This window comes from uncultured Arthrobacter sp. (assembly GCF_902805515.1).
Lineage (GTDB): Bacteria > Actinomycetota > Actinomycetes > Actinomycetales > Micrococcaceae > Arthrobacter_D.
Map to the genome: position 1 here is coordinate 40,264 of NZ_CADCTE010000061.1, position 8,691 is coordinate 48,954.

Annotated in this window: 4 protein-coding genes, 1 tRNA gene, 1 other RNA gene and 1 pseudogene; 1 reads left to right on the forward strand and 6 read right to left on the reverse strand. The window is 68.9% G+C overall.

What is annotated here, in order from left to right; translation table 11 throughout:
• Positions 1–75 precede the first annotated feature (75 nt).
• The 5 genes and pseudogenes from QZX79_RS05075 to QZX79_RS05095 form a co-directional block, all read right to left on the reverse strand.
• Positions 76–207 carry a hypothetical protein gene (locus tag QZX79_RS05075; protein WP_294565531.1) on the reverse strand — a complete coding sequence of 44 codons (132 nt, stop codon included), beginning with the start codon at positions 205–207 and terminating at the stop codon, positions 76–78.
• A 2,577-nt stretch (positions 208–2,784) separates the two neighbouring features.
• Positions 2,785–4,326, reverse strand: a pseudogene (locus QZX79_RS05080) (DNA polymerase III subunit gamma and tau); the annotation flags it as partial.
• Between the two features lie 9 nt (positions 4,327–4,335).
• A complete protein-coding gene (gluQRS, locus tag QZX79_RS05085) occupies positions 4,336–5,268 on the reverse strand; it encodes a tRNA glutamyl-Q(34) synthetase GluQRS (protein WP_294565517.1) in 933 nt (310 codons plus the stop codon).
• 59 nt (positions 5,269–5,327) lie between these two features.
• Positions 5,328–5,423, reverse strand: an RNA gene (gene ffs, locus QZX79_RS05090) — signal recognition particle sRNA small type.
• Positions 5,424–5,779: 356 nt separating this feature from the next.
• Positions 5,780–7,246: an HNH endonuclease signature motif containing protein gene (locus QZX79_RS05095; RefSeq protein WP_294565518.1), complete on the reverse strand. Its 1,467-nt coding sequence runs from the start codon at positions 7,244–7,246 to the stop codon at positions 5,780–5,782.
• 96 nt (positions 7,247–7,342) lie between these two features.
• On the opposite strand from QZX79_RS05095, the gene QZX79_RS05100 reads away from it, so the two are divergent.
• Positions 7,343–7,427: transfer RNA gene (locus QZX79_RS05100), tRNA-Ser, on the forward strand.
• A 244-nt stretch (positions 7,428–7,671) separates the two neighbouring features.
• Here QZX79_RS05100 and QZX79_RS05105 read toward each other — a convergent pair.
• Complete coding sequence (locus QZX79_RS05105) at positions 7,672–8,592, reverse strand: oxygenase MpaB family protein (RefSeq protein WP_294565520.1); 921 nt, start codon at positions 8,590–8,592, stop codon at positions 7,672–7,674.
• Positions 8,593–8,691 lie beyond the last annotated feature (99 nt).

The window sequence follows — 8,691 nt, forward strand, 5'->3', positions numbered from 1 at the left end:
CTTCTTCATTGTTGGATGTTGCGGGTGGGCGAACGATGCATTGTTACGCCCCGAATCTTCTGGGTGCGGCGCCCGCTACTGGGCGTCGATTCTACGCTCCTCGACGAGCCGGCCGTTCAGGATCCGTTCGATCGCCGACCGCCCCACCAGACCGGTTTCCTCGATCGTCTCATCGTCGGCGCTGGGTACATCTTCGACGTACCTCAAGTCTACGGTTCCGGACCCGGCCGCGGCCTCCTCGGCCCGCTTCCGGGCCGCTTCATCGAGCAACCGCTGGTACCGGCTGATGGGTTTGGCCGAGGATGCACCGGCCGAGGCGGGGGCGTCCTGGGAACCACGCGAAGCGGCGCCCGGCGACTGTGGCTGGGCCTGTACCGGCGCTGGTGTCTGTGGCTGTTGCTGTGCCGGTGGCTGGGCCTGTGCCGGGGCTGGTGATTGTGGCTGGGCCGGAGCCTGAGGCTGGACGAGTGCCTGCGGCTGGACCGGTGCCGGTGCCTGCGGTTGGGCCGATGTCTGGAGTTGGACTGCCCCCTGCGCTGGTTCGTGCGGCCGGCCGTGGCCTGGTCCAGAGAAGGAGGTTGCTGTTGAAGCCGAAGCCGGTGCCTCTGATGGCGCACCTGCCTGAGTCCGCGCCGGGGCGCCGGCATGAGCCTGGGCCGACACGGCTGGCTGTGGCCGATTCGGTGTCTGGTATCCCTGCATTTGGTGGCCCTGAGCCTGAGCCTGAGCCTGAGCCTGATGGCCCTGCGCCTGCGGCGGTACCCCTTGTGCCTGGGGCGCTGCCTGCGGCGTTACCTGCGTCCTCACCCGCGCCTGATCCTTTGGCTGGGCGGGTGACTGCGACCGTGCCGGGGTGCCGGAGAATCCCTGCGCCGGAGCGTGGGCTGAGGCATGCGCACCAGCGGTCTGCGCCTGGGCCTGTGATCCTGCCGGTGCACGGCGGGCTGACGATGGTTCCTGAGACAGCGACGGCGAGGCGGGAGCACCAGGAGCACCAGGGGTTCCGTAGTGTCCGGGACCCGGATCGTAAGCATCCTCGGGGGGTTCGATCAAAGCCCAGGAGTCGTCATCGGGGTCAGCGTTCTGCCAGTACGGAGGCGGCTCAGGACTCGATGACGGGGCGCTGTCATCCCGTGCGCTCTGGGGTGCGGAAGGTCCGCTGGCGGAATTCCCCTGCTGTCCCGCGCCCGGACCTGCGGCCGGTCTTCCCTGGCCGGTCGGCGCAACAGCGCGGCCGCCGGTTGGACCCGTGCGGTCGCCGGCCGGAACCGCAGGGGCTCCAGACGACGGACGTGTTCCCCGGGAAGGCATGTCGCTGGTTCGGGGTGAGCCGTGTGTGGGTGAACTGGGAGCGGGCGGACCAGGCATGCGTGAATCGGGCATGTGCGAACCGGGCGCAGGCGCACCAGGCACGGGCGAACCGGGCGTAGGCGCACCAGGCACGGGCGAACCGGGCGTAGGCGCACCAGGCACGGGCGAACCGGGCACAGGCGCACCAGGCATGGGCGAATCTGGCATGGGCGAATCTGGCATGCGTGAATCGGGCGTCTGCGCACCTGGCGTGGGCGAACCCGGCGCGGGTGAAGCAGGCATGCGCGAACCGGGTGCTGGCGAGTCCGACATGCGCGTACCCGGCTCGGCCGAGCCTGGCGTGGGTGATTCCGGTGAGGGTGAGCCCTGCTTAGGCGAGCCCTGCATAGGTGAACCAGCCACGGGTGAACCAGGCATGGGTGAACTGGGCGCGGGTGGGGGCGGCGTGGGCGAACCAGGCGCGATTGAGTCCGGTGCACGTGAAACAGGCGGGCGTGAACCCGGTGCAGATGAGTCCGATGTCTGTAGTCGAGGGCCGGGGCCGGCTGCGCCACCGGCAGGGCCTGCGGGGTTGGCAACCGGACTCGCTTGCTCCCGTGGCTGCTGGGGGCGCGCAGAGGCTTCCGGCGAACTAGGCGCGGCGGGACCCGCCGATGGGGCTGCCGGGCGCGGAGCGCTGCTCGTTGGCGCGACTTGCTCAGGCGACTGCGCAGGAGGCTGTGCCTCGGAGCGGTTGGGCGCGGCTGCAGGGCCGGCCGGCGATGTTACGGGCGCGCCCGAACTCTGGGGGAGTGGTGCTGCGGCCAAAGGCGACCCAACCCCGGGGTTCGACCCGGGACTCGATGGGGGGGCCGGAGTGCCCTTAGCCGGCGTTGGCCGGCTGGCCGGTACTTTTGGGTCCGACTCACCCCGGCCCGGACCGTCGAGGATGGCCTCGATCATGCAGTCGAGCCCCAGGACCTTCTGGATGGCCTGGCGCACGTTGTCCATATGCGGCCCCCGTTGGAAGGCTATGGCATTCCCCGGAGTGGTGAAGGCGAGGATGAGCTTATTGCCCTCCATCGACCGCGGCTTCGCATCAACATTCACATTGAGCCAGGTGATCCGCTTGATCTTCGCGAGCTCGTCCATGATTTCCGGCCAGGCGCGGCGGACCATCTCAATCTGTCCTGAACCGCCCGGGGCGGAAGGCGCCTCGGCTGGCGCGCCCTGGGCTGGCTGCCCCGGAGCTCCAGGAGGAGTCCCGGTGCCCGGAGCGACGGCGGGGGCCGGACCGTGGGCGGCGGGGTCTGCAGCGGAGCGATTCGCCGGTGCGCGGTCAGCGGAGGGTGCAGCCGCGGGTGCCGCGGGAGAAGTTGCGGGCGCTGCTGGCGCGGGTGGTTCGCTGCCCCAGCTGTTGCCCCAGTCAGCCGACGCGGCGGCCGGTGCAGGCGAAGCAGCCGCAGGGGCGGTTCCGGTGGGCGTCGCGTCGGGCGCGGCGTCATTGTCCTGCCCGCGCCGTGGCTCGGGCGCGGAACCGGCTCGGGCTGCATCTCCGTGCGCTGCCGCCGGTGACGCCGTGTCCGGCGTCGGGGCGGCCGGCGCCGCAGCGGCATTCCGGCTGTCCGAAGGGCGGTCACCCGGTGTCGTACTGCCCGGTGCGGGAGAGCCTGGCGCTGAGGTATGTGATGCCGGGACGGGCGGCGAACCGGCTGCCGGGCGGGTTGCAGCCCCGGTCGGGGCCGACGGCGCACCGGCCGACACGCGCGCGGCACTCTGTGCGCCATCCGCGGCGGGCTCAGCGGGACGGCCCGAGCCCTGACCAGCTGGACGTGCCGGCGGGGCTGCCGTTGCCGGCGCCGGTTCGGTTCCTGCGTAGGCGAGCCGGCGCTCGATCCGGTCGACCCGGGCAAGGGTTCCGCGGACCGACTCATCGGCGGCGGGCAGCAGAATCCGCGCGCACAGCAGCTCAAGGTGCAGCCGCGGCGACGTGGCTCCGGTCATCTCGGTGAGCGCGGTGTTGGTGATGTCGGCGGCACGGGACAACTCCCCGGCGCCAAGCTGGTTCGCCTGCGTCCGCATGCGGTGCAGCTGGTCCTCGGGGATACCCCGCAGGACGGAGGCCGCCCCCTCGGGAACGGCGTTGATGACGATCAGGTCGCGGAAACGCTCGAGGAGATCCTCAACGAACCGCCGCGGGTCGTGACCGGTCTGGATCACCCGATCCACTGCGGTGAAGACGGTCGCAGCGTCCCCGGCAGCGACGGCGTCGACGACGTCGTCAAGCAGGGTCGCGTGGGTGTAGCCGAGCAGGGAGACGGCCAGCTCATAGTCGACGCCGGACTCACCGGCACCCGCCATCAGCTGGTCGAGCACGGAGAGGGAGTCGCGGACTGAACCGCCGCCGGCCCGCACCACCAGGGAGAGCACGCCCGGAGCGACGGGCACGTTCTCCTGCCGGCACAGCAGCTCAAGGTAGGCCATCAGCGGTTCCTGCGGCACCAGCCGGAAGGGGTAGTGGTGGGTCCGCGAGCGGATCGTCCCGATCACCTTGTCAGGCTCGGTCGTCGCGAAGATGAAGAGGATATGCTCCGGTGGCTCCTCGACGATCTTGAGCAGGGCATTGAAGCCGGCCGAGGTCACCATGTGGGCCTCGTCAATGATGAAGATCTTGTAGCGGTCGCGCACCGGGGCGAAAGTAGCGCGCTCGCGGAGGTCGCGGGCGTCGTCGACGCCGCCGTGGCTCGCGGCGTCGATCTCGATGACATCGAGGCTGCCGGAGCCGTTGCGGGCCAGTTCGACGCAGCTGTCGCACACACCGCAGGGCGTCGGCGTCGGGCCCTGCGCGCAGTTCAGGCAGCGGGCGAGGATGCGTGCCGAGGTGGTCTTGCCGCAGCCGCGGGGACCGGAGAACAGGTAGGCGTGATTGACCCGGCCCTTTTCGATGGCGGCCATCAGCGGGTCGGTGACGTGCTCCTGGCCGATCACGTCCGCGAAGGTCTCGGGGCGGTACCGACGGTAAAGGGCTGTACTCACAGATGAACCTTATCGGTTGGGGGTGACGGAACGCATTCCGGTGGAGGAGAAGAGGGAAGGCTCGACGACCCACGGATCGCGCGGGAGCAGGTCCGGGTCGAATTCCTCAAGGACGGAACTCAGCGGACCGGGCGGCAGGTCCAACGATTTCATGATGACGGCGCGGACGGCCTCGACCGGGAGCCCCTCCGCACCGAGCGCTTCAAGGGTCACCGACCCGTCCCGCTTGGCCAACCTGCGCCCGTCCTTGCCCAGCGCGAGCGGCACGTGCGCATACAGGGGGACCGGAACTCCGAGCAGGCCCGCGAGGTACGCCTGGCGCGGGGCCGAGCTGAGAAGGTCCCCGCCGCGCACCACCTGGTCGATTCCCTGCGCGGCGTCGTCGACGACGACCGCGAGGTTATAGGCGGGCACGCCATCGTTCCGCCGCACCACGAAGTCGTCCACAGGGCCGGTGTATTCGCCATGCAGCCGGTCCTGAATGGTGAGGGCTTCGACGCCGGCGCGCAGCCGGAGCGCGGGCGGCCGCTCACGGCGGCGAAGCTCACGCTGGGCGTCGGTGAGGTTCCGGCAGGTTCCGGGGTAGACGCCGGGTAATGCGTGGGGAGCGGTGGCCGCCTCTGCGATGTCCCGGCGGGTGCAGAAGCACTCGTACAGCAGGCCTGCCTGTCCCAGAGACGCGATGCTTGCTTCGTACCGCGGCAGATGCTCGCTCTGTCGGATGGGGGGTGAGTCCCAATCCAGACCCAAGTCCGAGAGTTCCCTGATCTGGGCTTCCTCGGCGCCGGCGCGGGCAGTGTCGAGATCCTCGATGCGGAGCAGGAAACCGCGTCCGGTGGACCGGGCGAATAGCCAAGCGAGGATCGCCGTCCGGAGGTTGCCGAGGTGCAGTTCGCCGGAAGGGCTGGGCGCGAATCGTCCCGCCCCTGAGATCGTATCCATGGTCTAGCTCCCTCGCCGCATTCCCTGCCAAGGGGTCGGCCCATCCAGCCGACGGTTAAAGTAAAGACCCCCCATGCACCTGCCAGAGCCCGCTTACCCTTGCTACCTTCCGGTCCTGGGGGAGTTCACAGGATGACACCACATGAGGGGCCGGGAAATAGTCTACAGGAACTTCAGGACTGCTCCTGAGCCCCGGGTTGGCCCGCGTTGCGATTCAATCCGGACACCTCAATGGGCAACGCGGACGCCGGCATGGACGCGCGTTTTTATTCTTCCACCGGGAGCGAGAACCAAGACGGTGACGGGCGTCAGCCGACGGTGACCGCGGGTCGGGTGTTCATGTGCTTCGGAATGGCACGAAGACACGAACTGTGGCGGGCGTCAGACTGCGGTGACCGCCAGGCCGGGCGTCCATGCGCTTCCGGGGGGCACGGACACACGAACTGTGGCGGGCGTCAGTCGGCGGTGACCGCCAGGCCGGGCGTCCGTACGCTTCCGGAGGGTGACGAGGCTAGAACGGCGGCGGATCGTCAGCCGACGGCGGTGGCCGCCAGGCCGGCCCGGGCGTCCGCCCCGAGGCCCACGCTGATACCCGTGCTTGCGCGGCATTGGACGGCACTGCGGCAGGGGGATCCTCCGGTCGTGTCGAGTAGTTCCTCCCGGTCGGCGACGTCCAGGCGAGCACCCCTCCGGGATGCTGCCGCACCGACCACCCGGCCTCGTGTTTCATGCGGTGGTGTTTGGGGCAGAGGCAGGCGAGATTCCCGTGCCGGGTGCTTCCGCCGTGTTCCCAGGGGATCGTGTGGTCGAGGTCCGCCGTGGCCGCTGACCGGTTACATCCCGGATACCTGCAGGTCTTGTCGCGAACGCGCAGATAGGTTTTCAGATCCGTCGGTACCCGGTACCGGCGCCGGCCGACGTCGAGCACCGCCGAATCCACCGGATCGGTGAGCAGCCGCAGCAGGGAAGGCGCATTCGCCGCGAGCCTCCGGGCGATACTTGCCGGAATCGGGCCGTACCCCTCGAGGTCGCCGGGCGTTCCGCTCTCTCCCAGCAGGGACAGCACCGGAACCGTTACGAGCACCTGGGGCCGAATGCCACTCAGGATCCCGTCCTCCTGCAGCGAGGGGTTGTCCTGGATCACCAGGCCCGCCAGCGCATCCGCACGCAGTTGGGCCAAGGTCCGCGCCTCGTTCGGCCCCTGTGCGGCGCGTGCGGCACGGGTCAGCCGGTCGAACATGGCGACGGCGTTTTCGGCACCCAGGAACGCGCCGAGGTAGGCCATGCCGTCCGGAGCCGGTTCCAGCCAGACGGCCCGATCGGCCTCGGCCTTCGTGCGTCGCTCGGCGGCTGCCCCGGGGCACATTTTCTCGCGCAGCCGCCGGGCCCGGACCGCGAGCTGCGGACGGGTCAGGTCCGGGGCCACCTTCAGCAGCGATTCCTCGTACCCGGCCCGCTCGTCAGCAGGAACGCCGGTGCTTTCGCGGATGATCACCTGCGCGTGCTGGTAGTTGATCGTCCCTGAATTCAACGCCTCAAGTGACTGCGGGAAGTCATTGACCAGGGCGGTGGATTCATTAAGGAGGCATCCGGCAGTACCTTCAGGAATGTTGAGAACGCACGCGGTCTCACTGACCGCGTTCATCGACGCCAGGCTGTGCTCGACTCCGGAGCGTGCGCGCTCGGTCATCGAGGTGCCGACGCGGTGAACGATCCGGGCCTTCAGGGCGGAAAGCCACCTCTCCAACCGTGCAACCTTCTCAAGGGTGTCCACAGTTTCACCGGCATTCAGTGCAGCGATGGCGGCAGGGTCGAGAGCCGTCAGCTCGTGCGCGAGCCACAGCGGCTCGTTTTCGAGGTGCGAGAACAAGCCGTCCTCGAGAGAGGAAAACAAGCCGTCGCCGAGGGCTGAATCGGGCGCCGTCCACTCGGGATCAAAGGCTTCTTCGGCCTTGGTTTCCGGTGCTGGCTGGACCATGGCTATAGTCCATCACCTCCCTCTGACAAAACAGGCGGAGGGCGCCGATTCGGAACCTGACCCATGTTTAGGTATTCTGGTATCTGCTCCAAATTAGGAGGATTCGCCTAGCGGCCTATGGCGCACGCCTGGAACGCGTGTTGGGTTAACGCCCTCGGGGGTTCAAATCCCCCATCCTCCGCAGAAAATAAGCCCCGGTCTTCAACGGCCGGGGCTTTTTTCATGCCCTCGGGAGAAGATCCTTGGGAGCTGGGAGCTGGGAGCTGGGAGCTGGGAGCTGGGAGCCGGGAAGCCGGGAAGCTGGGAAGCCGGGAGCCGGGAAGCTGGAGTCTTGCTCCCGAACCTGCGATCGTGGCCTGCGTCCGGGACTGAAGGCCTCGGCCCGGTGTCCGGCCCGGTTCTGAAGCCGTCATCACGAGTCTCGGTCACGCCGTTCGTCGGCTGGATCCCGCTGCCCGTACCCGCGCGATCCGCCGGCGGGCGGCGGCCTCGCTTGGCCCCTCCGGCCCCAGCCCGAGACGCACCACCTTCAGGACAAGATGGGTTGCCGCCTTGACCGGAAGCGGGATCGGCCCGAGGGCAGGCACCCGCAACCCGAGCATCTCCCGGTGGTGCGGCTCAAGGGTCGCGACCGCCGCAGCGAACAGCACCCGATAGCCGAGCCGCTGCGAGGCCGGCAGGGGAGGGCGCCTGATGTACGCGAGGGCCTCCTGGACCTGGTCGCTGTTCGTCAGCTCAGGGTCGAAAGCGCTCAGCTGTGCTGTCAGCTCCGCTTCCGAACGCGGTGGCGACTCGACCCCCATGAGCTCACCGGCCTGCGCCCATTCGGCGACGTACTGGTCGCCGCCGCCGGGAATGGGCCCCCCGTAGGCCTTGTGCGCGGCGAGGAACGCATCGGTGAAGGCGAGGTGGACCCAGCGAACGAGCGCAGGATCAGCAGCGGAATACTCGCGGATGGTGCCGTGACTGTCGACGTACGTCCCCCGGACCCGTTGGTGCAGCCGCTGGACGAAGGCGGATCCCTCCTGCGCTGTGCGCCGGGATCCGTAGGTGACGGTGAAGATCCACCGGATGGTGTTCGCCAGCCGCCCCAGCGGGTCCTCGCGGAAGGATGAGTGCGCATGGACCCCTGCCATGGCGCCGGGATGTAGGGCCTGGAGCAGCAGTGCGCGGATCCCCGCGACCAGCGGTGTCATTGACCCGTTCACCGCCCACACGGCGGATCCGGGAACGAAGTAGCCGACGTCGTCGCCCTCTTCCAGATCCAACTGCCACTGCGGAATTGCAGGATCACCCGCGGTGAACGTGGTGCGCAGCTGAGTGCGCCATGCCGCAACAAGATCCATCAGCATAGGTCTCCCTGAAAAACCGGCGCGGGCAGGAATGCCGCTGACCTCTTTCACGAAGGCCACGGCCGCAGAGTTCCCAGCCCTGCCTTCCCGCCC